Annotated in this window: 22 protein-coding genes; 11 read left to right on the forward strand and 11 right to left on the reverse strand. The window is 54.9% G+C overall.

Translation table 11 applies throughout. From position 1 onward, the window contains the following. A partial coding sequence (locus G516_RS0108640; RefSeq protein WP_028293316.1) for an integrase core domain-containing protein occupies positions 1-242 on the forward strand: 242 nt, incomplete at its 5' end. A 242-nt stretch (positions 243-484) separates the two neighbouring features. Here G516_RS0108640 and G516_RS0108645 read toward each other — a convergent pair. The 5 genes from G516_RS0108645 to G516_RS0108670 form a co-directional block, all read right to left on the reverse strand. Further along, positions 485-1,045: a peroxiredoxin family protein gene (locus G516_RS0108645; RefSeq protein WP_036535481.1), complete on the reverse strand. Its 561-nt coding sequence runs from the start codon at positions 1,043-1,045 to the stop codon at positions 485-487. A gap of 165 nt (positions 1,046-1,210) precedes the next feature. Next, complete coding sequence (locus G516_RS0108650) at positions 1,211-2,203, reverse strand: helix-turn-helix domain-containing protein (protein ID WP_084644961.1); 993 nt, start codon at positions 2,201-2,203, stop codon at positions 1,211-1,213. A 69-nt stretch (positions 2,204-2,272) separates the two neighbouring features. After that, the gene (locus G516_RS0108655; RefSeq protein ID WP_028293319.1) at positions 2,273-3,271 is read right to left on the reverse strand and encodes an aldo/keto reductase; all 999 of its coding nucleotides are present in this window, start codon (positions 3,269-3,271) and stop codon (positions 2,273-2,275) included. Positions 3,272-3,408: 137 nt separating this feature from the next. Beyond that, the gene (locus tag G516_RS0108660) at positions 3,409-4,359 is read right to left on the reverse strand and encodes a Gfo/Idh/MocA family oxidoreductase (protein ID WP_028293320.1); all 951 of its coding nucleotides are present in this window, start codon (positions 4,357-4,359) and stop codon (positions 3,409-3,411) included. A 653-nt stretch (positions 4,360-5,012) separates the two neighbouring features. Continuing rightward, positions 5,013-6,239: a LysR family transcriptional regulator gene (locus G516_RS0108670; protein ID WP_028293321.1), complete on the reverse strand. Its 1,227-nt coding sequence runs from the start codon at positions 6,237-6,239 to the stop codon at positions 5,013-5,015. A 249-nt stretch (positions 6,240-6,488) separates the two neighbouring features. Here G516_RS0108670 and G516_RS0108675 point away from each other — a divergent pair, with 249 nt between their 5' ends. The 6 genes from G516_RS0108675 (at position 6,489) to G516_RS0108700 (ending at position 11,693) form a co-directional block, all read left to right on the forward strand. Further along, entirely contained in the window at positions 6,489-7,499 is a 1,011-nt protein-coding gene (locus G516_RS0108675; RefSeq protein ID WP_028293322.1) for an amidohydrolase family protein, read from the forward strand. A 33-nt stretch (positions 7,500-7,532) separates the two neighbouring features. After that, positions 7,533-8,210 carry a 4-carboxy-4-hydroxy-2-oxoadipate aldolase/oxaloacetate decarboxylase gene (locus G516_RS0108680; RefSeq protein ID WP_028293323.1) on the forward strand — a complete coding sequence of 226 codons (678 nt, stop codon included), beginning with the start codon at positions 7,533-7,535 and terminating at the stop codon, positions 8,208-8,210. Next, positions 8,203-9,303: a 4-oxalomesaconate tautomerase gene (locus G516_RS0108685; protein WP_281168014.1), complete on the forward strand. Its 1,101-nt coding sequence runs from the start codon at positions 8,203-8,205 to the stop codon at positions 9,301-9,303. The genes G516_RS0108680 and G516_RS0108685 overlap by 8 nt, the downstream gene beginning before the upstream one ends. Before the next feature lie 123 nt (positions 9,304-9,426). Continuing rightward, positions 9,427-10,302: an amidohydrolase family protein gene (locus G516_RS0108690; protein ID WP_211225086.1), complete on the forward strand. Its 876-nt coding sequence runs from the start codon at positions 9,427-9,429 to the stop codon at positions 10,300-10,302. A gap of 178 nt (positions 10,303-10,480) precedes the next feature. Further along, positions 10,481-10,849, forward strand: coding sequence for a protocatechuate 3,4-dioxygenase (locus G516_RS0108695; RefSeq protein WP_028293326.1), 369 nt, complete (start codon positions 10,481-10,483; stop codon positions 10,847-10,849). Further along, positions 10,842-11,693: a class III extradiol dioxygenase family protein gene (locus G516_RS0108700; RefSeq protein WP_028293327.1), complete on the forward strand. Its 852-nt coding sequence runs from the start codon at positions 10,842-10,844 to the stop codon at positions 11,691-11,693. Before G516_RS0108695 ends, G516_RS0108700 begins: the two co-directional genes overlap by 8 nt. Positions 11,694-11,867: 174 nt before the next feature. Here the strand turns inward: G516_RS0108700 and G516_RS0108705 are convergent, their stop codons facing one another. Both G516_RS0108705 and G516_RS0108710 read right to left on the reverse strand, forming a co-directional pair. Then, entirely contained in the window at positions 11,868-12,134 is a 267-nt protein-coding gene (locus G516_RS0108705) for a hypothetical protein (protein ID WP_028293328.1), read from the reverse strand. Between the two features lie 63 nt (positions 12,135-12,197). Beyond that, on the reverse strand, positions 12,198-14,111 hold the full coding sequence (locus G516_RS0108710; RefSeq protein ID WP_036535485.1) for an MFS transporter: 1,914 nt from the start codon (positions 14,109-14,111) through the stop codon (positions 12,198-12,200). Between the two features lie 273 nt (positions 14,112-14,384). On the opposite strand from G516_RS0108710, the gene G516_RS24650 reads away from it, so the two are divergent. Then, positions 14,385-14,549: a hypothetical protein gene (locus G516_RS24650; protein WP_156878991.1), complete on the forward strand. Its 165-nt coding sequence runs from the start codon at positions 14,385-14,387 to the stop codon at positions 14,547-14,549. 297 nt (positions 14,550-14,846) lie between these two features. Then, the gene (locus G516_RS0108720) at positions 14,847-15,947 is read left to right on the forward strand and encodes a 3-deoxy-7-phosphoheptulonate synthase (RefSeq protein WP_051219136.1); all 1,101 of its coding nucleotides are present in this window, start codon (positions 14,847-14,849) and stop codon (positions 15,945-15,947) included. A 110-nt stretch (positions 15,948-16,057) separates the two neighbouring features. On the opposite strand, the gene G516_RS0108725 is transcribed toward G516_RS0108720, so the two are convergent. Genes G516_RS0108725 through G516_RS0108740 form a run of 4 tightly spaced genes read right to left on the reverse strand, consistent with a single transcriptional unit; the run spans position 16,058 to position 19,419 of the window. Further along, entirely contained in the window at positions 16,058-16,813 is a 756-nt protein-coding gene (locus G516_RS0108725) for a sulfite exporter TauE/SafE family protein (protein WP_028293331.1), read from the reverse strand. Positions 16,814-16,858: 45 nt separating this feature from the next. Beyond that, the gene (locus tag G516_RS0108730; protein ID WP_028293332.1) at positions 16,859-17,611 is read right to left on the reverse strand and encodes a PepSY domain-containing protein; all 753 of its coding nucleotides are present in this window, start codon (positions 17,609-17,611) and stop codon (positions 16,859-16,861) included. 28 nt (positions 17,612-17,639) lie between these two features. After that, positions 17,640-18,194, reverse strand: coding sequence for an FMN-binding protein (locus tag G516_RS21710; protein WP_211225087.1), 555 nt, complete (start codon positions 18,192-18,194; stop codon positions 17,640-17,642). Further along, the gene (locus G516_RS0108740) at positions 18,181-19,419 is read right to left on the reverse strand and encodes a cytochrome-c peroxidase (RefSeq protein WP_036535489.1); all 1,239 of its coding nucleotides are present in this window, start codon (positions 19,417-19,419) and stop codon (positions 18,181-18,183) included. The genes G516_RS21710 and G516_RS0108740 overlap by 14 nt, the downstream gene beginning before the upstream one ends. 294 nt (positions 19,420-19,713) lie before the next feature. On the opposite strand from G516_RS0108740, the gene G516_RS21715 reads away from it, so the two are divergent. Both G516_RS21715 and G516_RS0108750 read left to right on the forward strand, forming a co-directional pair. Beyond that, a complete protein-coding gene (locus G516_RS21715; protein WP_051219137.1) occupies positions 19,714-21,204 on the forward strand; it encodes an imelysin family protein in 1,491 nt (496 codons plus the stop codon). 72 nt (positions 21,205-21,276) lie between these two features. Next, positions 21,277-22,830: a di-heme oxidoreductase family protein gene (locus G516_RS0108750; RefSeq protein WP_156878992.1), complete on the forward strand. Its 1,554-nt coding sequence runs from the start codon at positions 21,277-21,279 to the stop codon at positions 22,828-22,830. Positions 22,831-22,834: the final 4 nt, after the last annotated feature.

Below are 22,834 nucleotides of genomic sequence, written 5' to 3' on the forward strand. Positions count from 1 at the left end.
TGCTTGGGAGTCACGGAATGATTGCGAGCATGAACCGACCGGGAAAGTGTACTGACAATGGCGCTATGGAGTCTTTCTTCCACAGCCTGAAAGCAGAAAAGTTAACCGGCAATATTTGGAAAACATACTCAGGGTTAAAATCGGCGCTCAAACAGTATATTGATCGCTTCTACAACAGAACTCGCCTGCACTCTGGCTTGGGATACATGAGTCCGTTAGAGTACGAGGCGATAAATGGATAACTGCAATGTGTCCGGAAAAGCGGGTGAGGATCATTCGCTGCGCTCAGTTGGACCTCAAAAGCTTCGCTTTTTCGGCCCCTTAGCATAGCGTTATATTTTTCAAAGATTTGAGATTATGCCTCGAATCATATTGATCTTAGGGAGCCTATTTTTCAGAGGCTCCTTAGATAAGCCTCTCTCGACCACTTCTCCTTCAAATAATTCCGGCAGCAACAATGACGTGGCGCACCACGCCCCATTCCTCACCCAACAGCCGCTTTAAACAACGGCTTGCCCGCAAACTGTTTAATCACCTTCATCGGAATATGGTCGCTGGTATTGCGGCCATACCAGGCCAGGCGGATTTCGCCGTTTTCGGCAATCAGGAAGTCGGCCGGTACCAGTTTGACGTGTGGGTTGTTCATATCGCCGGTGCCGCCCTTGAGCATGCCGCGAATAATTCGCAGTGGGTGCAGCAGCATGGCTTTCAGCATGGCAAAGCCGGAATGCTGAATGCCGTAGCGTTGGTAGAGTTCCAGATTGGGGTCGGCCAGCATGGTGAAGGGGCGTGGGTGGCGCGCCACAAATTGCTTCACTTCTTCTTTGGTTGAGCTGAATACTGCAATCACTTCCAGTCCGGCGGCCTGCAATGCTTCATGGTCACGGGTGAGTTCGTAGAGCCTGAGGTTACAGAAAGGGCAGGCGGCGTCTCGGAAGAAGGCCAGTAGCACCTTGCGGCCGCGGTATTTGCGCAAATCAACCGGCTCGTTGTAGATGTCGGTGGTGCGGAAATCAATTGTCTTGCAGGGCGCTGTTAACGGCATGGCGGAGCCTCTCGACCAGAAGTATTTTTAGTTGGTCATTACAGTGCGGGATTTATCACATAAAAACTTTGGAAATTGGATTGCTGGCGTGAAATGCCCTGTGTGTTGGTAAGCTGGTTTCGATGGGCACAAGTGCCCATCCTATAAGTAGCGCATTTTCGGCGGCTACTTCCGCTCCCGCTGTTCGCGGAATTCAGATGGCGATAAACCCACCCGGCGGCGGAAGAAGCGCGAGAAGTATGCCGGGTCGTTAAAGCCCAGTTCGTAGCCAATCAGTGATACCGGTACCGATGAATAGATCAGCAGCCGCTGGGCTTCGAGGATCATGCGGTCGTAGATCAGGTCGGTGATGTTTTTACCGGCTACCTGTTTGCAGGTGCGGCTGAGGCTGGCAGGGGTGGTCAGCAGCAGGTCGGCGTAGAATTCCACCGGGTGGTGTTGGCGGTAGTGCTCGTCAATCAGCTGGTTAAGGCGTCGGAAGCGTTCGGTGTGCAGGTCTTGTGGTGCGCTGTCGGGAATCTGTTGGATCACGCGCCCCAGCCGGGTTAGCAGGCTGAACAGCAGCCATACAAACATGGATTGTTTGCCGACGGCGTCGCTGTGGTATTCGTGTTCCAGTTGCGCCACGGTCTGGTTGATGAATTCCAGTTGTTGGTCTTGTGGCAGCGAGGTGATGTTGGGTTTTTCCAGTAACGGTTGGCTGAACGCAAACTGACGGCTGAGCTGGTCGTCCATCATCAGCAGCTGCGAGACGGTAATTACCCAGCCAACGGTGGCTTCCCGTTCAAATTCGAAACCGTGTACCACGCCGGGCGGTACGCTGATCATCACCGGGCCGTAGCGGGTTTCTTCGCGGCCATCAATCAGGATGCGGACCTGTCCGCTTTGCACAAACACCACCTGGAACATGTTCGGGTGGGTGTGTACGTTAATTTCCCAATTGAACAGCCGGGCACGGCTGGGAATATCTTCGATATGAACGAACTCAGGGTCCCGCTCGGACGGCGCTTCGCTGTAGAGGGTGTAACGCGATATGCCCTGGCCTGAGGGCTGTTCAGGGGCAATCACCCGCGACAGCAAGCTTTGCTCGGCGGATGGCATTGTCGGTTCAGACCCGGTGCTGTCGGGCGCTGAGTGGGGATGCTGCTGTGTTTTCATCGTCGATATTCTTGTTGTTCTGGCGACTGATCTCTGGCGGGATCAACCCGCCAGAGTCGATCAAAGCGTTCAGGCGAACTCTTCGGTATCGATTTCCTGCTGTTGGGCAGGGCTGTAGCGTGTGCCGGTAACGGTGTTCTGATTGATCAGGTCGTTCAGTTCCGTGACCACATCTGCGCCCAGCTTGATGTCGGCCGCTTTCAGGTTTTCTTCCATATGAGCGACGGAGCGGGTGCCCGGGATTGGCACAATGTGGTCGCCCTGAGCGCATACCCAGGCCAGAGACAGCTGTGCTGGCGTGCAGCCAATGCGGTCGGCAATTTGCACAAACTTTTGCAGCAGTGGCAGGTTTTGGCTGAAGTTTTCCGGGTAGAAGCGCGGCATGTTGCGACGGATGTCCTTCGCTTCCAGTGCTTCCAGCTCTTCCATGGACGGCAGGCCGTTGGCAAGGAAACCACGAGCCACCGGAGAGAAAGCAACAAAGGCGGTGCCGAGTTCTTTGGTGGCTTCCAGCACGGCGATTTCAGCGTTGCGGCTCCACAGCGAGTATTCGGTTTGCAGTGCGGCAATCGGGTGAACGGCGTGGGCTTTGCGCAGGGTTTCGGCGGATACTTCAGACAGGCCGATTGCGCCGATCTTGCCTTCTTTCACCATGTCGGCCAGTGCGCTAACGGATTCTTCAATCGGCGTGTTCGGGTCCAGACGGTGCAGGTAGTACAGGTCGATGTGCTCAACCTGCAAGCGACGCAGGGAGTTTTCGATTTGGCTGCGCAGGTTTTCCGGCGTGCCGTTGATTTCTTTCTTACCCAGCTCCGGGTTAATCGCCATGCCGCACTTGGAGGCCAGGAACAGCTTGTTACGCAGTTCTTTCAGTGCCTTACCAACCAGCAGCTCGTTCTTGCCACCGCCGTACAGGGTAGCAGTGTCGAAGTGGCGGTAACCCATCTCGAACGCCTGATGCAGCGCCTTGATGCCGTCTTCTTCAGACACCGGCACGCCGTAGGCATGAGACAGGTTCATGCAGCCCAGGCCAATGCCCGGGTTATTGAATTCGGTTTTCAGAGACATGTGTTTCTCCTCTTTTTAGAAATCCTGGAAACAACAAAACCGGCAGTGCCGGTTTTTTAAATAAGTCGGGAGCTGGGCGTCGGGTGTCTGGAGTCGTGGATAACGCACCCGACTCCTGACTCCCAACTCCAGACTGATTATTCTGCTTCCAGCAGTTTCTCCAGCTGATCCAAAGTCTCCATTGCAGGCAGTACCTGAGCAACGGAAGAGTTTGGCTCACGGCCTTCTTTAACAGCGGCGATGAACTCACGGTCTTGCAGTTCGATACCGTTGTTGGAAACCGCAACGCCGGACAGGTCGATCGGGTTTTCGTGGCCGTCTACCAGGTCGTCGTAACGAGCGATGAAGGTGCCTTCGTCACAGATGTAACGGAAGAAGGTGCCGAATGGACCGTCGTTGTTGAAAGACAGGCTCAGGGTACAGATAGCACCGCTTGGTACTTTCATGCCGATGGACATGTCCATGGCGATGCCCAGATCCGGGTGGATAGGGCCTTGCAGGGCCTGAACCTTGGAGCAGGTTTCGCCAGTCTGGTATTGGAACAGGTCAACGGTGTGACAAGCGTGGTGCCACAGCAGATGGTCGGTCCAGGAACGGGCCTGACCCTTGGCGTTGGTGTTGGTACGACGGAAGAAGTAGGTTTGAACGTCCATCTGTTGGATGTTCAGTTCGCCAGCCTTGATCTTGTTGTGAATCCACTGGTGAGACGGGTTGAAACGACGGGTCTGACCAGACATGGCCACCAGACCGGTACGCTTTTGTACTTCAACCAGCTTGCGGGAATCTTCGATGTTGTCGGCCATCGGGATTTCAACCATCACGTGCTTGCCAGCTTCCAGACACTGGATGGCCTGGGAGGCGTGCATGGAGGTTGGGGTAGCCAGCAGAACGCCGTCTACGTCGTCGCGAGCCAGGGCTTCGGCCAGGTCGGTGCAGTAGTGTGGAATGCCACGCTCTTCAGCAACCTGCTTGATCACGTCAGGACGGGTACCAACAACGGATACCACTTCTGCGCCTTCAATGTTGGCTACAGCATCCAAGTGTTTTTGGCCGAAAGCGCCCGCAGCGCCAGCAACACAAAGTCTCATTATTCTTCTCCTGATCGGTCGTTGGGCACTCTACAGGTGCCTTCAGAGTGAGTTTGAACAAAATATGGTTACGACCTGACCATCGCTAACGCCCATAAGAGAGAGGAGCCAGTGTTAGCGCTGAGCAGGTCGTAACAATACTGTGTGATGGCCGAACCAGACGTTGAGTAAGAAAAATTCCCGCGGCGTATTCTTCGATGGGTTCTCCAGGAAGAGTTCCCGAATAGCACCGCGGGCAACAACACAAAACTCAAAACGACCAAGTTCGAGAACTCCAATCTATCCGCCCTTGTCGGGCTTGAACAATTGAATAACCAGTCAGGCTATTCAAAATTGATAATGGCATTTGGTTTTATGAAAAAGCCAGTTTGCAGCATGTCGAATTCAATATGGAAAAAAAGTAAAAGCCGACTGAAGAAAAAGTACCTGAAAATAGCGGATTTCAGAGGTTTTAGGCTGGTTTGGCTCGAAATGATGCAGAAAAAGTGACGTTCTGCGACTTTTTGGGGGCTTCAATTGATGGCATTCAGGCGGCTGGTTGGGTATCAGTATTTGATATGGCGATCTGAATCAAAGGAGATTTCTGGTCAAGCAGGGGGCGAGACACCAAAGCAGCTGTTCGGCTGCTTTAGTGTCTGCAATAGCTCAGAGGCTTACATGTCGCGCAGAACTTCTGCCTGGCTGCGCAGGATATCGAGGAATTTCATTTGGCTGGGCGTGGCCTGCCAGTTGTGGCGCAAGGTCAGGCCAATGGCGCGGCGCGTGTGCTCCAGCGATACCGGCAGCACCGACAAAATGCCAATGCTGAGTTCCAATTCGATCTGGTGAGTGGAAATCAGCGTCAGGCGGTCGCTGCCACGCAGCAGTTCGCGGATCAGAATTTGCGAGCTGGTTTCTACCAAGCGTTGCGGGCGTAACTCGGGCTGGTCTTCAAACAGTGCCTCGAAGGCTTTGCGCGTTGGGGTGCCCTGGCGCGGTACCACCCAAGCGTATTTGGCCAGGTCGGCGACGCCGGGGTTTTTAACCTCCATTAACGGGTGGCCGGGGCGGCAGATGACGGCCAGCGGCGGCGACAGCAGCTCTTCCTGAATCACGTCGTCAACCGGCGGCGGGAAGCGCAAGGCGCCAATCAGGAAGTCGAGTTCGCCGTGGCGCAGGTGATGCAGCAGGTCGTTGTAGGGCGCATCGACCACCTGAATATCAATATCCGGGTGGCTTTCGCTGAAGCGGATAATCGCCTCGGGCAGGATGGAAGTACGTGCCAGCGGCATACTGCCAACAATGATCTTACCCACTTCGCGGAATTGCAGGGCGCTGACTTCCGAGTAACCCTGATACAGCTCCGAAAAGGCCAGCTTGGTGGCGCGGGCCAATGCCTGTGCGGCTTTGGTGGCGCTGATGCCCGTGCTGGTTTTTTCAAACAGCGGTACTTGTAGCAGGTGCTCCAGTTCACGGGCGGCGCGGTGCAGCGACGACTGCGAAACGCCGACGGCGCGGCTGGCAATGCTGAAGTTCTGGGCTTCGGTCACGGCGACCAAGGCTCGCAGCTGGGTGGTGGTCAGCAACGACACCATTTGCTGTGCGGATTGGTTGCGGCTGTTGGCAGCACCGGAGCGCAGGGCGTCCCGAATGCCTTGCATCAGGTAGTTTACGCAGCGTTCTACCCGGTTGTACCAGACCTCGCCAGACTCGGTGGGGTACATGCCTTCGGCGCGGCGTTCAAACAGCTCGGTTTGCAACATTTCTTCAAGCCGGGCCAGCGCCTGAGTGATGGCCGGCTGGGAAAGAAACACGCGGGGGGCTGCCTTGCTTATACTTTTTTGTTCCGTCACTTCAAGGAAAACCCTGAGGTGGCGCAGGTTGGGAACGGTGAACTCCATGGTCAGCGGAACTCCCTTGTGAACAGCTCTATATCAAAATTCAATAATGTATCAGTGAAATTGAAATAGCCAGTCACAAGTACCAATTCCTACCATGCTGATATCGTCTGCTGCGTTTCTGATCGTTTTGATCCGCCGTTGCAGATAACTCAGTACGGCAGTCGCAGTGGCGGCGCGTCGGTTACAGCTTCGAATGAATTCTGGCTTGCTGACCCGTTTGGCAAGCTCTCAAAAAAAGCGAGAAGAATAATGATCATCGATTGTCATGGACACTACACCACTACTCCTCCTGGCGTTGGCGCATGGCGCGATGCCCAGAAAGCAGAAGTTGCCAAAAACCCTGACTTTGTTGGCGAAAAAGGCGATTTCGGTGTTACTGACGACGAAATCCGTGAGTCCATCGTTAACAACCAGCTGAAACTGCAGCAGGAACGTGGCACGGACCTGACCATCTTCTCTCCTCGCGCCAGCTGGATGGCCCACCATGTGGGTAACGAGCACACCTCCAAATTCTGGACCCAGAACCAGAACGACCTGATCCGTCGTGTGTGTGACCTGTTCCCTGAAAACTTTGTACCGGTTGCCCAGCTGCCACAGTCTCCGGGTGTTGACCCAGCCAAGTGCGTTGACGAAATCAAGCGTACGGTTGAAGAAATGGGCTTCATCGGCATCAACCTGAACCCGGACCCATCCGGTGGTTTCTGGAACGGCAGCCGTCTGGGGGCTCGTGATTTCTACCCGATCTACGAAAAAATGGTCGAGTACGATATTCCAGCCATGATTCACGTATCCGCAGCCTGTAACGATTGCTTCGACACCACGGGTTCCCACTACCTGGGCGCTGACACCACTGGCTTCCAACAGCTGATGATGTCTGACGTGTTCAAGGACTTCCCAGAGCTGAAAGTGATCATCCCTCACGGTGGCGGTGCGGTGCCTTACCACTGGGGTCGTTTCCGCGGTATGGCGCTGGACAAGGGCTTTGAACTGGAAGAACGCGTACTGAACAACGTCTTCTTCGACACCTGTGTTTACCACCAGAAAGGCATCGACTGTCTGCTGGATGTAATCCCGACCAAGAACATCCTGTTCGCTTCCGAAATGATTGGTGCGGTTCGTGGTATCGACCCTGAAACCGGTCACTACTTCGACGACACCAAGAAGTACATCGATGCGACCACCAAGATCGACGATGCTGCCAAGCAGGACATCTTCGAACACAACATCCGTCGTGTATTCAGCCGTCTGAAGACTGCTTGATTTACTGATCAGAAGCTAACAGGAGTTAGAAACATGAAAGAAACAGTTGTAGTACAAAACATCGAACGCGCTGATCAGGCAGTTATCGACGGTCTGGCCAAGTGTGGCGTGGCTACTGTTCATGAAGCTCAGGGCCGTGTGGGTCTGCTGGCGCACTACATGCGTCCTATCCAGCAAGACGTTGCTGTTGCAGGTTCCGCTGTGACTATTTCCGGCGCTGCGGGTGACAACTGGATGATGCACGTGGCCATCGAACAGTGTCAGAAAGGCGACATCATGGTGTTCGCACCAACGTCTCCTTCCAACCACGGTTTCTTCGGTGACCTGCTGGCCACTTCTGCCCAGGCGCGCGGCGTGATTGGCCTGATCATCGACGGCGGTGTTCGTGATACTCGCGACCTGCGTCAGATGGGTTTCCACGTATGGTCCAAGGCGGTATTCGCTGAAGGCACCATCAAGGAAACCGTGGGTTCCGTGAACGTACCACTGGTATGTGCCGATGAGCTGGTTAACCCGGGCGACGTCATTGTGGCTGACGACGACGGTGTTGTGGTTGTTCGCCGCGAGAAAGCTGCTGAGGTTCTGGCCAAGGCGGAAGCTCGTATGGCGCTGGAAGAAGAAAAGCGTGTTCGCATGGCGAATGGCGAGCTGGGTCTCGACATTTACAATATGCGTGGCCGTCTGGAAGAGAAAGGTTTGAAGTATGTCTGAGGCCACTCTCTCAGACGACCGCTCTGGGCAGACCGCCCTGGAAGAGGGCGTCCGCTGCATGTGGATGCGAGGTGGCACCTCAAAAGGGGGCTACTTCCTGGCGCAGGATCTGCCGGCCGACACGGCCGAACGTGATGCGTTTCTGTTGCGGGTCATGGGTTCTCCTGACCCGCGCCAGATCGACGGTCTGGGCGCTGCCGACCCGTTGACGTCCAAGGTGGCGGTGGTCTCCAAATCTGATCGTGACGATGCCGATGTTGAGTACCTGTTCCTGCAGGTGTTCGTGGATCAGGCCATCGTTACTGATGCCCAGAACTGCGGCAACATCCTTGCGGGTGTTGGCCCGTTTGCGATTGAACGTGGTCTGGTAGACGCCACTGGCGACACCACTGACGTGCGTATTTTTATGAAAAATACCGGTCAGGTGGCGATTGCCAATGTGCCGACCCCCGAAGGCAAGGTGACCTACAGCGGTGACGCCAAAATTGACGGCGTACCGGGAACCGCTTCTGCGGTACCAATCACCTTCCTCGATACCGCAGGTTCAAGTTGCGGTTCACTGTTGCCAACCGGCAATGCAGTGGATGTGATCGACGGTGTTGAAGTCACCCTGATCGACAATGGCATGCCGGTGGTCGTGATGCGTGCTGCTGACATGGGCATTACCGGCACTGAAAGCCGCGAAGAACTGGAAGCCAACGACGCTCTGCGCGCCAAGCTGGAATCCATTCGCTTGCAAGCAGGTCCGTTGATGAACCTGGGTGATGTGAAAGAGAAGTCCGTGCCGAAAATGAGCATGGTCAGCGCTGCCACTAACGGCGGTTCTATTTCTACCCGCACCTTTATTCCGCATCGTTGTCACGCCTCGATTGGCGTATTGGGCGCGGTCAGCGTGGCCACTGCGGCAGCGCTGCAAGGTTCGCCAGCGGCGGAAGTTGCGGTGGTTCCGGAAGGTGCTCAGAAAACGCTGTCTGTGGAACATCCAATCGGTGAAATGACCGTCATCCTCAACATGGATGAGCAAGGTCAGGTTGGTTCAGCTGCGCTGCTGCGTACTGCACGCAAACTGTTTGATGGACTGGTGTTCGGCTGATTTTCAGCCAACGCAGTCTGACAAGGCGCAGCCGATGGTTCGAAAGAAACGTCGCCGCGCCTTTGTTCATTGTGGAATCGATAACGATTCTGCCCACACAAATAACAACATTGGTATAAGAGAATGATGGACCCAGATTACCTGCCGTTTCATGCCAACCCAAGCAAGCCAGAATTCAAGGCTCCTGCTGGCGCGGTTGATGCCCACTGCCACGTATTTGGTCCAGCGGATCAATTCCCGTACCACCCGAAGCGTAAATACACCCCTTGTGATGCCTCCAAGCAGCAGCTGTTCGACCTGCGCGATCACCTGGGCTTTTCCCGCAATGTCATCGTACAGGCGTCCTGTCACGGTACCGACAACGCGGCTCTGATAGACGCGCTGGAAACCGCCGGTGAACTGGCTCGCGGTATCGCTGTGGTTGATCCTGCGATCACGGTTGAAGAACTGGAAGCGATGGACAAAGCCGGTGTGCGCGGCGTTCGTTTCAACTTCGTTAAGCGTCTGGTCGACTCCACGCCAAAAGAAGTGTTCCTGTCGATTGCTGAAAAGATCAAGCCGCTGGGCTGGCACATTGTGGTTTACTTCGAAGCCCCGGACCTGGCCGAACTGATCCCGTTCCTGAACGAACTGGACACCACCATTGTGGTTGACCACATGGGCCGTCCTGACGTTGCCAACGGTGTGGATCACGAAGACTTCCAGCGCTTCATCAAGCTGATGGAAGACAACGAGAAAATCTGGGTGAAAACCACCTGTCCAGAGCGTCTGACCCTGACTCCGCCAGACTACAGCGACGTGGTGCCATTCATGAAGACCCTGGTCGAGAAATTCCCGGACCGTTGTCTGTGGGGCACCGACTGGCCGCACCCGAACATGAAGTCTCACACTCCGGATGACGGTAAACTGGTCGACGTGATTCCACAGATTGCCGTGACCGAAGAGCTGCAGCAGAAGTTGTTGGTGGATAATCCAATGCGTTTGTACTGGGCGCGCTGAGAACGCTCGTCTGACGTCTGAAGCTGGAAGTCTGACGCGATGAAGGCCTCCAGCCCTGATGCGATAAGAAATATCGCGGGGGCTGCTTGCCTCAGGTGTAATCCATTACCGCCTGGCAAATCACATTAGCGTCCGACATCTGACTTCAGACGTCCGACCTGAACCCGAGGGTAAACGAATGACCGATTACAAGATGAAAGCTGTTGAAGGGACGTACCACTTCGATGGCGAAGCCGCGACCAAGGGCTTCCATTTCAACAAGATGTGTTACTCCTTCAACAGCGAAGAAAACCGTCAGGCGTTTCGTGACGATGCCGAAGCCTACATGACCAAATACAAGCTGACTGAAGAGCAAAAGCAGGCCGTGCGTGATCACGACATCAACCGCATGCTGGAGCTGGGTGGCAGTATCTACTACATGGCCAAATTCGCAGGCATTTTCGGTTGGAATATGCAGGTGATTGGCGGCATGCAATCTGGCCGCAGCACTGAAGAATTCATCGCATACCTGGAAAGTCAGGGCAGGGGGAAAACAACCAATGGCTAAGATCATCGGTGGTATTACCACCTCTCACATTCCGGCCATCGGCGTTGCCATGGACAAGGGCCTTGAAGAAACCGATTACTTCAAGGATCTGTTTGCCATCTACCCGCCTATTCGTGACTGGTTGACCGAAGAAAAGCCGGACATCGCGGTGTTGTTCTACAACGACCACGGTCTGGAAATGTGGCTCGACAAAAAGCCGACGTTCGCGATTGGTGCAGCGCCTGAGTACGAAAACGCCGACGAAGGTTGGGGCATCAAGCCGATTCCACCAGTAACCGGTGAAACCGAGCTGAGCTGGCACATCGTTAACCACCTGATCGAAAACGACTTCGACCCGACCGTGTGTCAGGACATCAAAGTCGACCACGGTGCGACGGTACCACTGACGCTGTTGTGGCCAAACTTCACCTACCAGGGCATCAAGGTGATTCCGGTTTCCATCAACTGTGAACGTCACCCAATGCCAAAACCAAGCCGCAGCTACGCGTTTGGTAAAGCCATTGGTGAAGCCATTCGCTGCTGGAATAAAGACCAGAAAGTGGTGGTTCTGGGTACTGGCGGCTTGTCTCACCAGCTGGACGGTCAGCGTGCGGGCATTCTGAACGCCGACTTCGACAACTGGTGTATGGATAAAATGGTTACCGACCCGGAAGCCATCACCCAGTACAGCAACGTTGACCTGATCGAAAAAGGCGGCGCCCAGATGGTCGAAATCGCCATGTGGCTGGCCATGCGTGGCTGTATCGAAGGCCCGGTGGAAGAGCGCCTGCGTAACTACGTCTCGCCGATCTCCAACACCGCCGTTGGTGTGCAGCTGCTGATTCCGGAAAACGAACAGGGCTGATTGCCCATCATGTGTGATTCGCACGGCTGCCAAGCCGTGGCGGATTGATTGGGTAAAATAAAACCCCGTTCGGGCAACCGAACGGGGTTTTATTGTTTTGGGCAGGCAATAAGCCAATTACAAAGCTCGTAGGGTGGGCCCTGCCCACCAATAACCTTGCGCGTTACTCAAACCTTACTGCAATTTCTCACCGCAAAATGGGCAGAAATTCACCACGATCATGCTGTGGTAGGTCAGTTCGCCGACTTCTTCGGCATCGCCCAAGGCGACTTCTTCGGCGTCAGCAAAATGCAGGTTGTGCAGTTGCCAGCTGTCCATCGGCTGTTCGTACTGGGAAGTGCAGTGCACCAGTCGATCACATTGCGGGTAGCTGTTGGCCGCGCAGGTGTGTTCCTTGTTGTATTCAGAGGCGGTGATCTCGCCCAGCTCAGTCAGGTTCATGGTTCTGATTCCAAAAAGAGAATGGGCGAGACAGTACGGCCTGATGGCACGGATAACAAGCGCTTAGTCTTTTCCGAGCAACGCCAGAACCTTGTCTTTCAAGGCATCGGCGCTGGCATGCTCCGGAGCCACTGGTTCACCGACGCTGAGTGATACTTTTGACCAGAAGCGTTTCGGCCGGGTAGTGAGCGCGTGGCCATCCTTGTGGGAGAAAAAGCTACCCCATAAGCCATCCAGCGCCATGGGCACAACAGGCACCGGTGTCTCTTCAATGATGCGTTCTATGCCTTTCTTGAAGGTGTCGACTTCGCCGTTGGTGGTCAGCTTGCCTTCCGGGAAAATACACACCAGATTGCCGGCTTCCAGCTCGGCCTTGATGCGTTTGAAGGCGTTGTCGTACATGGCACGGTCGGCTCTTGGTGAGCAGATAGGGATGGTTTTTGCCAGTCTGAAGAAGTATTTCAGCAGCGGCATTTCAGCGATGGCTTTGGCCATCACAAACCGAATCGGGCGTTGGCAGGTGCCTGCAATCAGCAGGGCGTCGACGTAGCTGACGTGGTTGCACACCAGTACCGCCGGGCCTTCTTCCGGAATGTGTTGCAAGCCGTTATCTCGTACCCGGTACAGGGTATGGCTGAGCATCCAGATGCCAAATCGCAACACAAACTCCGGTACCTGGCTGTATACATAGGCCGCGACCACCAGATTCATAATGGCCAGTACCAGAAAGTAGTCGCCAATCGACAGTTTCATCACGGCCAGCAGCACAATGCCCAGCGCCGCGCTGCCGACCATAAACAGCGCGTTCATCACGTTGTTGGCGGCAATGATCTGGGCGCGTTTTTTCTCGTCGCTGCGTTGTTGAATCAAGGCTTGCAGCGGCACCACAAACAAGCCGCCAAAGGCACTTACGAGAGCAATATCAGCCATCAAACGCCAGTGGTCACTGTTGCTGATAAAGGCCCAGGCGCTGATGCCGTCTGGAACATTCAGGCCCGAAATGGCAAACCAGAGGTCGATGCCAAATACGCTCATGCCAATGGAGCCGATGGGCACAATGCCCAGCTCAACCTTGTGGTTTGATAGCCTTTCACACAGCAAGGAACCCGTCGCGACGCCAAGGGAAAACAACGTCAGCAAAACCGTTACCAACTCGCTGGAGCCGCCCAGCACATCGCGGGCAAAATTCGGGAATTGGGTCAGGTAACTGGCACCCATAAACCAGAACCAGCTGATGGCCACAATCGACAGAAATACCCCGCGGTCTTCCCGTGCCTTGGCGATGGTGCTGAGCACGGCGGTGAAAGGGTTCCAGTTGACGTTCAGTTCCGGGTCATTGGCGGCGGCAGCGGGAATAAAGCGGCTGCTGAATACGCCCAACAGGGCAAAACCCACGATGCCTGCGGCTATCCATGCCGGTGCATCTTGCAAACCAAACAATACGCCTGCGCAAATGGTGCCGCCCAAAATGGCGATGAAGGTGCCCATTTCGACCAGTGCGTTGCCGCCCACCAGTTCGTCCTTATGCAGATGCTGGGGCAGCAGGGCAAACTTTACCGGGCCGAACAGGGCCGACTGTAATCCCATCAGAAACAACAGCGCCATCAGAATCCAGCCGCTGCTGCCCTCAAACAGCGGTAGCAGCATGGCCAGGGCGGCCAGGCACATAATCGCCAGTTCCAGCAGTTTGGCCCATCGCATCAGCTGCGATTTTTCCAGTTTGTCCGCCAGCTGCCCGGAAATAGGCGAGAACAAAAAGAACGGCAGAATAAAAATACCTGCGGCCAGGTTGGTCAACAACGCGCTGTCTTCGGCGCTGGCGATTCCGCCAAACGCAATCATCAACAGCAAGGCGTTTTTGTACAGGTTGTCGTTGAATGCCCCCAAGGCCTGAGTCAGGAAATAGGGTAAAAAACGGCGCTTGGTAAGCAAGGAAAATTGGCTGTGAGGCTTGCTGGGCTGCGAGTTCGTGGGCATTGGCGGTCCTTGCTGGCGCAGTTGCCGCGATAACGAAGCGGCCTGCTGAGTCGACGTTAAAAACGAGGGTTATGACAACCAATAGTGCCGGAAGTGGCAGCGGATGTCGTTGAACGAGTGGGCAGAAAGTGAGCCTGGATGTGAAGGGGAGGACGGACAATTATTCATACGGTGAATAGGCACTACAGCCTTCAATTTGCAAATAGATACTTGCAATCCTTTTATTCCTGTTTAGGATGAAAACATCACTTAAACGCATACATGGACAAACACATGACTGCACTGACCACCAACAACCAGACTCTGGCAACTGCGATCGCCGCAGCGGCAGACGTTCGTCTGGCGGGTGTGAAAGCGGTTGCACAGGTTGAGTCTGCGTCTGTGGCCTATTGGTATTTTGGTTATGGCTATTTTAGCCAGGAGCCAAGCTGCCTGTAGTGTGAATCTTACACCCGGCAGTTTGGCTTCAAGCCAGACTGCCACGGAAAACCCCGGTTGGCAGTCTGCCAACCGGGGTTTTTTTATGGGCGCAATAAAGTCCAACAGCATTGGAAACGGAGAGGTTGTGATGAGCACCTTGCAACAGAAACAGCAGCATTACTGGCGATGGCGATTTAGCTGCGGTGACGTTCGGGCCTGTTATTGGGCCTGACGGCACCGATAACCCAGGCACAGAAAAACAAAGCGAACGACACAAACACTTCAGTTGCAGAAAAATTTAAAAGGTACTTAGCCATGAACCCGAACGCTCAAAACAGCCAGATCAACAACAGCCAGAACATCCCGATGCCTACGACCATCACCAGTCGTGTGGCCAACAGCAACGACCCGGCCATTCAGCCGATTGAATCGCCAGCGGCCATCAAGCAGCGCTTGGCGTTGCCGGAAAAACACCGGGTGCAGGTTGAAAGCCAGCGCCAGCAGATTCGCAATATTCTCAATGGCGAAGACAGTCGTTTGTTGGTGATTACCGGTCCGTGCTCGATTCACGATGAAGAGGCCGCCCTCGACTACGGCCAGCGACTGGTGGCCCTGAACGAACAGCTTGGTGACCGTTTGCTGATTGTGATGCGTGCCTACGTTGAAAAGCCACGTACCAACATCGGCTGGAAAGGTCTCGCCTACGATCCGGATCGTAATGGCAAAGGCGACATGGCTCAGGGCATTGAGCGCAGCCGCAAAGTGATGCTGGAGCTGATTCGTATGGGCCTGCCGTTGGCGACCGAAGCACTGAACCCGGCGGTTATGATGTACCTGGACGACTTGATCAGCTGGACGGCTATTGGCGCCCGTACCGCAGAAAGCCAGATTCACCGTGAAATGGTCAGCCATCTGGGCATGCCAACCGGCATCAAAAATGGCACCGACGGTTCCATGACCACCGCCGTAAACGCCATGGTTGCAGCGCGTCACAGCCACCATACCCTGGGCATGGACGGCAACGGCCAAATGGCCATGCTGACCACCCCGGGCAACCCGGACACCCATATTGTTCTGCGTGGCGGCAACAACCTGACCAACTACGATGAACACAGCATCGCCGATGCTCAAAGCCAACTGCACGATGCCGACTGTCATGTCGGTGTGATGGTGGATTGCAGCCACGCCAACGCCTGCAAACAGCACCGCCGCCAGGTGCCGATCGCCCTCAACGTGGTTGAGCAGCGTGTTGCGGGTAATCGCAACATCATGGGCGTGATGCTGGAAAGCTTCATTAATGAAGGCAACCAGAAAATGGGCGGCAAGTTGGTCTACGGCCAATCCATTACCGATCCGTGCATCGGCTGGGAGCAAACCGAAAACCTGCTGAAAGCCATGCACGCCAAATTGGTGTAATGGCACATCGGTGAGTTTGCGTCGGATGGCGCAGGTGCTCGGCGATGTTCAGCATGAAGGTGGGAGCGAGCTTGCTCGCGATTGAGTTCGCGAGCAGTTTGCTGTCAAAGTTACACCAACGTCTGAATGCCCTGCCAAATCAGTCGCAGCGCCAACAGGGTGATGATGATTTTGAATATCTGCTTGAAGCGGTCGGCGGGTATTTTGTTCAGTAATTTCAGGCCGATCCATGTTCCCAATGCGCCGCTGGCCACCATCAGGATGACCAGTGGTAGCCATTCAAAAAACGCGAATCCGACGAAGGTAAACACCACGGCTTTCAGTATGTGCTGAAGCGTCATGCAGCTGGCGAAGGTGCTGGTCAGTTGCAGTTTGCTGTAGTTGTTGCGGTGCACAAATCCGGCAACGAGCGGGCCGGTAGCGCCGACAAACAGGGTAAGGAAGGTGGTGAAAGCGCCGGCGAATATACGGCCGGGTTTGCTGAGTTCCTGTTTGCCGGGTTTGTTGCCCCACACCAGAAACAGAATAAACACCGCGACGGCAAACTGAATCAAATACAGCGGTAGCTGCACCACCACCACCGAGCCTATGGCAGCACCAATCAAAGCGCCGATGCTGAACAGTTTGATCATGCTCCAGTCAATGTGCTGGCGGGTCATCAGGGCGCGGTTGCCGTTGGAGCCTAATTGTACCAGTCCGTGTACCGGAATCAGTGCGGCGACGGGAATGGTGGATGCCATCAGTGCCAGTAGCAGGAGTCCGCCACCAATCCCCAGAGCCGCAGTCATAAACGAGGTAAAGCCGGCGGCCAGAATCAGAAATACAGAGGTCAGCAGGTCAAGGTTGGCGGGCGTAAGCCATTCCATGGGGAATCCATTTGTCGGTTGAGCGCACCCAACAGACAGTCGCTGTTACTTACGCTTTTGTTTTGAACGGGATTTGAGTGTGCGCTTCAGCCAGGTGTAGAAGCCACTCAGGCACAGGAAGATAAACACCAGACTGGCGGCATCGACCACGTACACGCCTATATCACCAAACAGTCGGCCACTGTGCAAATCCAGTAACAGGCGTTCGGTATTGATTCCTGGTAACGGCAAATCGCGGTTTAGTTCGGCAGCCAGTTCGACGGGCAGAACCTCCGGGCTGGCCCACTGAGCCGAGCTGTCGGTTTCTATTGCTTGCCAACTCCAGCTGAGGTCATCCAGCACCATCAGTGGCGCGGCCAACGCCAGTTGCGGGCCGTTGTCATTTTCCAGTAGGCCGATGCTGGTGGCTTGTATGGGCAGGGTGGGCAGTTGCTCTACCAGTTGGCCATCTTCCAGAAACAGGCTGATGCGGTTATCGCATAGAACGGCGATGGTCTCTTGCCAGTAAACGGCACCCAGAGCGGGAGTTTTGCAGTCTTGCAGTGGCTGCTGGTTCAGCAGCAGTTGTTGGTCGCGTTGGCTAACCCAGTGACCATTGGCGTTGAAGCCCTGGATTATCAGTTTGGGTTCAACGCCGTAAAGCCAGCCAATCCAGCTGGCATAGACGGGTTGCTTGGCAAAGCCGAGGGTTTGGCTGTGATTAATGAGGATGCCGGTGACCGACAGCATCAACACAATGGGAATGACAATCAGACCGCCGCGGCGATGCCATTGAATCAGTCGGGCTACCAAACTCACGGGTTAAATCTCTGTTACTCTGGCGTGGTCAGCCATTGTCGGCGACAGGGGAGGCGCCAGCAAGTCCTTCTTTATGGGCAAAAAACAACGCCAGTCGGGCGACTTTGGTTACCGCTCGAACGGACAGGGTCGCGCCGGTGACGCCATCAATATGGTCGGACAGTTGCTGGTCGTCGGTCAGCGTCAGGCCTTTGAACTGATCGGTGAAGAAAGGGTATTTCACTTCCCAGCCACGGGACTCCCGGAAAGCCAGAATGTTCACACTGCGGATTTGGTCGGCATCCAGAATCACACCAATGGTAATGGGGCGTTCTTTACCAATTTCTTCCAGAATCCATGCCGATTGGTTGCCCTGGTACCAGTAGCGTACCCGCAGCCCCGCGTAAGGATGGCCTAGAATATCAGCCACTTGTGGCTTGATGTCTTTCTTCAGCCACAGGGTTTTGACTTTCGGCTGCTGCTCACCGAACGCCTGTTTCAGAAAATCCGCCTGGCTCAGGTATTCCTCGGCCTTTGCCGAGGTGGCCCCCATAACCATTAATAACGAAAAACTGGCCGTTAGCAGGTACTTACTCAGCTTCACAGGTTTCCCACTCCTCATCGGAAATCAAATGCTCATAGCGGGCGTCGGTCAGCGTCATCAGGAAGCAAACCATGGCTTCGATCTCGTCGGATTCGCCACTGCCATCGCTGTCTGTGGTGCGGAACAGTCGACCATCCAGCATTTCTGCTTCGGCAAAGTTCTCGGCCACTTCCGGTTCTGCCCATTCAACGCCGGTTTCCGGGTTAATGGTAAAGGCGGAGCCAGTTTTGAAATGGTCGTAGAATTTCAGCACCGTTGCCAGTTCATTAAACACGCCATTGTGCATGTACGGTTCTGTGACGGCGACGTTGCGCAGTGTCGGGGTTTTGAATTTGCCCGTTTGTGTCGCGTCGTCGCCCACGGTGTCGTTGTTGCCTTGCAAGCCGGTGTCGATAAATTCATCGCCAAGGCCATTGGCTGTGCGAACGGCGGTATTGACCGGTACACCAATGTTGTGGAATTCGTAGCCGGTGAAGGTTTCGGTGCTGCTGCCCTGACGGTTTAGCTGGTGGCAGGTGGCACAGTTGGTGAATTGCTGTGAAAAGAACAGCGCTTTGCCAGAAGCCACTTTGGAGATAACGCCGTAGTTGTAATAGTTCGGGTCGTCGCTATCCAGCAGGGAGCGGTCGTATTTGGAGTCGAACGGAGCGAACTCATCGGTGTTTTCAAACGCGGCAATGGCGTTTGTCATGGCGCTGTATGCGGTGTCGGTGTCGTTGAACACATCGCTGCCATACAGGCGTTCGAAGGCTTCTACGTAGTCCTGATTTTCTAGCAGACGGTCGACCACGCTGGCTCTGTCGGCCATGCCCATTTCAATAGGATTCAGTGGTGGCCCACCGGCCTGTGCCGCTAAACCTGCAGCACGGCCATCGTGGAATTGGCCACCCATCCAGCCAGAGTAGTCGTCTTGTTGGCTATTGAAGCGGTTTCGACTGCCATTTTGAAAGGCCGGTGCAAACATGGCGTAAAGCGCAGAAGGCGCGTTGCGGTCGCCCAGTGATACCCCGTCGTCGCCCGTCGATACGGCGACGGTAGAGCCATCGGTATTGGTAGCGCTGTCGGTGAAGGCTTTGTCGGGATCATGGCAGGTAGCGCAGGATTGTGTGCGGTTCATCGACAGATTCACGTCGCTGAACAGATTTTCCCCAAGAGCTTCCTTGCTGCTAAAAGCTGGCTCATCGCTGCCTGAAGACCCTGATCCCCCGCAAGCTGCCAGCATCATGGCTAGACTGATTACCGCTAATTTTTTCACGTTGCTTTCCGCTATTTGATTCAGGTCGCTCCGCCCTTAGCGGGCTGGCTGTCGTGTATAGCATTGTATAAGAGTTTAAAAATTCTACCATGACCATAGTCATTATCTACTGTAATTAAAGATACGAGTATGTTTGTAAACCATTCGCATTAAGCCTATGATCTGGCCAACTCGTGAACAGTTAATCTCACGGGAATGTATAAAAATTCAGACCAGGTCACCGGATGTTGTGACCCTAGACCCCATGAATGGAGAGTTTTGCACATGAAATTGGCCCACTTGGCAGCCGCTGTTGCCACTGCTTCCCTGTTGACTGCCTGTGGCGGTAGTTCTTCTTCCAGTTCTGATGATGTTGCGGTTATTCAGGTAGACAAGGTTTCCCAGGTTCTGGAAACCAACGCCGATATCGCTTACGCCGCCTATTCAGATGCCGTAACGACTGCCGTTGCACTGCAAACTGCTCTGCAAACTTTCCGTGAAAACCCAACCGAAACCAACTTCGTTGCTGCCAAAGAAGCCTGGCTGGTGGCTCGTGAACCATATGGTCAAACTGAGGTTTACCGTTTCCGTAACAGCCCGATTGATTCCACCGACTACAGCTCTGAAGACGGTCCGGAAGGCGATATCAATGCATGGCCTCTGGGTGAAGCCCTGATCGACTACGTGTCTGTAAACGACACCGATTTTGGCACGGACCAAGTGGGTGTTACCGCTAACATGGCCGGCATCAACGACAATGGTGCGCTGACAGCGGAAGATGCGGCTGCAGATAACAGCAACAACATTATCGGCGACACCTCAATCACCATTGATGCAGACCTGCTGTCCAACACCGCCACTGCTGAAGACGAGCACGACGTCATTGCGGGTTACCACGCGATCGAATTTTTGCTGTGGGGTCAGGATCTGAACGATTCTGCTGAAGTAACTGACGGCACCGATCGTGAATACGCCGTTAAGACCGAAGGTGCTATGAACTACGCCGAAGGCGGTGACCGTCCACTGTCTGACCTGGCTGAGGGCTACAGCTCCGAGTCCCCATACGACAGCACCAGCCTGAGCCAGCGTCGTCACAAGTACCTGGAAGTGGCTGTTCAGAAGCTGATCGACGACCTGACCGACGTACGCGATGGCTGGGCTGAAGGCGCTGACTACCGCACTGCATTCACCACCATTTCTACCGAAGACGAAGCCAAGCAGAAGCTGGCTGAAATCCTGACCGGTATGGGTACCCTGTCTGAAGGTGAGCTGGCCGGTGAGCGTATGCAGATTGCATTCTCTGCCAATTCTCAGGAAGACGAGCACTCCTGCTTCTCCGACAACACCCACCGTGACATCTGGCTGAACGCCGAAGGTGTTTCCAACAGCTACTATGGTGAGTACGCCGGTTACGACAGCGATCTGGATGGTACCGATGACGTAACCACCAATGCTGTTTCTGGCTACGGTATCGATGACTACCTGGCTGAAGTAGAGCTGTCTGCACTGGCAACCCAGATGGAAACCGCTCTGACTGCGACCGCTACGGCCTACACTGAAATCGATACACTGGCGCGTGCTGGTACTCCGTTCGATGTTCAAATCCAGGACGAGAATCAAACGACAGATGCGGCTGCCTACGCGACGATTGTTGCTCTGAACGCCCAGTCTGGCGTGATTGCTGACGTTGCCGAAGCACTGGAAATTGATGCTGATACCGTGGTTGACGTTGATGCATCCGAGTGTGATACCACTGACCCTCTGACCGAGTGCTAATGGTATGAAACACGCATCAGGCCTGATTTCAGGCCTTTTGGCGCTGCAACAGCAGAAGCCGGGGGCGGCACGATGAGTCAGCCCCTGACTTCGCAAAAGCCGGGCATGTCCCGGCTTTTTGCCGTTCTGACGATGCTGTTGTTGGCGTTGCTGGCCGGTGTGTACTGTGCCGGTCTCAAGTTGTCGGCAGGGCCGTTTGTTGTGACGCCTGTCAGTGAAACTGAACGCTATCCCGGTGGTAGCGCGACGGTGTCGATTTCGCCTTTTGCCAGCATGGAAAAGGTGGTGCCCAATCTGCCAGAGCGCGAAAAACCGCATTTCTATTCCGGTCGTGCATTGGCGCGGCAGCCATGGGTAAAAGCGCCCACCATCACCGACGCCCGTGATGGCTTGGGGCCAATTTACAACGCTCGCGGCTGTTTGGCGTGCCATATCAAAGGTGGCAAGAGTTTGTTGCCGACGCGCCCGGATGCGCCTCTGTTTGGACCACTGGTCCGAATGAGCGTGGTGCTGGACGATGCGTCCGCCATGCAAACGGCTGCGCAATCGGTGGATGGGGTGATTCCTGATCCGGTGTACGGCGATCAACTGCAAACCCAATCCATTGCATTGCTGCACCAACTGCATAAAGCCACGCCACTGGAAATAGCCGAATCGGGCGATGTGCCGCCTGAAGCCTACGCCTATCTGGATTGGGAAGCCTCTTCCTACACCTATCCGGATGGTCATGTTGTTGAGTTGCGTAAACCGCTGTTGAATCTGAAGCACGCGGCCTACGGTGACTTCGATCCGAACACCCGTTTCAGCTTGCGAAACGCACCTGCTATTCATGGCATGGGACTGTTGGAGCGCATTCCCCAACAGGCACTGGCGGCGCTGGCTGACCCGGATGACCTGAATGGCGATGGCATTTCGGGTCGACAAAATCAGGTTTGGGACTCCCGCACTCAGTCGTTTCAGCCAGGTCGCTTTGGTCACAAGGCCAATCGCCCGAACCTGGATATGATCGTCGGCTCGGCGTTTGCCAATGACATTGGCATCAGCAATCCGATGTTCCCAAACCAGCCGTGCAGCCCGCAGCAGACGCTGTGCAACGCGCAAAGAAATGGAAATAATCGTCAGGGTTTTGAATTACCTGATAACCTTTTGCGCCTGGTCACGAATTTCAATCGTAATCTGGGTGTTCCGATCCGTCGTGACATGGACAATAGCGATGTAAAAGCAGGCCGTAGCCTGTTCTATCAGGCTGGCTGTCATCAGTGCCATCAGCCGTCGTTTGTCACCGAGGATCGGGTGGCTGGTATTGACGAGCCACAATCTCATCTCGGTGGCCAAACCATTTGGCCATACACCGACTTGTTGCTGCACGATATGGGGCCTGCGTTGGCCGATGGCCGTCCGGACTTTGCCGCCAGCGGCTCCGAGTGGCGTACACCGCCGCTGTGGGGGGCAGGCTTGCTGCAACAGGTGAATGGCGCGGCAGCGTACTTGCACGATGGCCGTGCCCGAACGCTGGAGGAAGCCATCCTCTGGCACGGTGGCGAAGCCGCTGCAGCACAGGGCAGGTTCGTGAACCTGTCACAGCAGCAGCGTCAGCAATTACTGAAATTTGTCGGCTCGCTCTGAAACA

This window comes from Oceanobacter kriegii DSM 6294 (genome assembly GCF_000422845.1).
GTDB classification, from domain to species: Bacteria; Pseudomonadota; Gammaproteobacteria; order Pseudomonadales; family Oceanobacteraceae; genus Oceanobacter; species Oceanobacter kriegii.

What these genes read in the sequence shown, in the direction of transcription:
- G516_RS0108670 (WP_028293321.1), bottom strand. Translation starts at nt 6,239, where the DNA reads ATGGAGTTCACCGTTCCCAACCTGCGCCACCTCAGGGTTTTCCTTGAA.
- G516_RS0108725 (WP_028293331.1), bottom strand. Translation starts at nt 16,813, where the DNA reads ATGGAATGGCTTACGCCCGCCAACCTTGACCTGCTGACCTCTGTATTT.
- G516_RS0108695 (WP_028293326.1), top strand. Translation starts at nt 10,481, where the DNA reads ATGACCGATTACAAGATGAAAGCTGTTGAAGGGACGTACCACTTCGAT.
- G516_RS24650 (WP_156878991.1), top strand. Translation starts at nt 14,385, where the DNA reads ATGACTGCACTGACCACCAACAACCAGACTCTGGCAACTGCGATCGCC.
- G516_RS0108645 (WP_036535481.1), bottom strand. Translation starts at nt 1,045, where the DNA reads ATGCCGTTAACAGCGCCCTGCAAGACAATTGATTTCCGCACCACCGAC.
- G516_RS0108675 (WP_028293322.1), top strand. Translation starts at nt 6,489, where the DNA reads ATGATCATCGATTGTCATGGACACTACACCACTACTCCTCCTGGCGTT.
- G516_RS0108705 (WP_028293328.1), bottom strand. Translation starts at nt 12,134, where the DNA reads ATGAACCTGACTGAGCTGGGCGAGATCACCGCCTCTGAATACAACAAG.
- G516_RS21715 (WP_051219137.1), top strand. Translation starts at nt 19,714, where the DNA reads ATGAAATTGGCCCACTTGGCAGCCGCTGTTGCCACTGCTTCCCTGTTG.
- G516_RS0108690 (WP_211225086.1), top strand. Translation starts at nt 9,427, where the DNA reads ATGATGGACCCAGATTACCTGCCGTTTCATGCCAACCCAAGCAAGCCA.
- G516_RS0108650 (WP_084644961.1), bottom strand. Translation starts at nt 2,203, where the DNA reads ATGAAAACACAGCAGCATCCCCACTCAGCGCCCGACAGCACCGGGTCT.
- G516_RS0108700 (WP_028293327.1), top strand. Translation starts at nt 10,842, where the DNA reads ATGGCTAAGATCATCGGTGGTATTACCACCTCTCACATTCCGGCCATC.
- G516_RS0108685 (WP_281168014.1), top strand. Translation starts at nt 8,203, where the DNA reads ATGTCTGAGGCCACTCTCTCAGACGACCGCTCTGGGCAGACCGCCCTG.
- G516_RS0108720 (WP_051219136.1), top strand. Translation starts at nt 14,847, where the DNA reads ATGAACCCGAACGCTCAAAACAGCCAGATCAACAACAGCCAGAACATC.
- G516_RS0108710 (WP_036535485.1), bottom strand. Translation starts at nt 14,111, where the DNA reads ATGCCCACGAACTCGCAGCCCAGCAAGCCTCACAGCCAATTTTCCTTG.
- G516_RS0108750 (WP_156878992.1), top strand. Translation starts at nt 21,277, where the DNA reads ATGAGTCAGCCCCTGACTTCGCAAAAGCCGGGCATGTCCCGGCTTTTT.
- G516_RS0108740 (WP_036535489.1), bottom strand. Translation starts at nt 19,419, where the DNA reads ATGATGCTGGCAGCTTGCGGGGGATCAGGGTCTTCAGGCAGCGATGAG.
- G516_RS0108680 (WP_028293323.1), top strand. Translation starts at nt 7,533, where the DNA reads ATGAAAGAAACAGTTGTAGTACAAAACATCGAACGCGCTGATCAGGCA.
- G516_RS0108655 (WP_028293319.1), bottom strand. Translation starts at nt 3,271, where the DNA reads ATGTCTCTGAAAACCGAATTCAATAACCCGGGCATTGGCCTGGGCTGC.
- G516_RS0108660 (WP_028293320.1), bottom strand. Translation starts at nt 4,359, where the DNA reads ATGAGACTTTGTGTTGCTGGCGCTGCGGGCGCTTTCGGCCAAAAACAC.